This is a genomic window from Vogesella mureinivorans (assembly GCF_007644035.1).
GTDB classification, from domain to species: domain Bacteria; phylum Pseudomonadota; class Gammaproteobacteria; order Burkholderiales; family Chromobacteriaceae; genus Vogesella; species Vogesella mureinivorans.
The window spans coordinates 1-281 of record NZ_VMTV02000733.1 but is presented as its reverse complement, the minus strand read 5'-3'; the positions used below and the strand labels follow the sequence as shown (position 1 = coordinate 281).

1 pseudogene is annotated in these 281 nt (G+C 70.1%); it reads right to left on the bottom strand.

Features of this window, described 5'->3' with window-relative positions:
* Positions 1-281, bottom strand: a pseudogene (locus FLQ44_RS23795) (hypothetical protein); the annotation flags it as partial.

Below are 281 nucleotides of genomic sequence, written 5' to 3'. Positions count from 1 at the left end.
GGCACGATCGGAAAGGCATCGAGCAGGTGTGCCTCGGCCTCGCCGCGCAGACGGGCGCGGTGCTCGGGATCGCTGGCCGCGCCCGCCGCGCCCAGCAGGCGCTCGTAGTCGGCATCGGCATAGCCGCTCCAGTTCAGCGGGCTGCCGGCCATGAACAGGTCGAGGAAGCTGCCGGCATCGTCGTAGTCGGCAATCCAGCCGCCGCGGAAGACCTCGGTCACCCGGCGCTGCCGGCGATTGGCCACGAACACCTTCCACTCCTCGTTGCGCAGCTCGGTGAT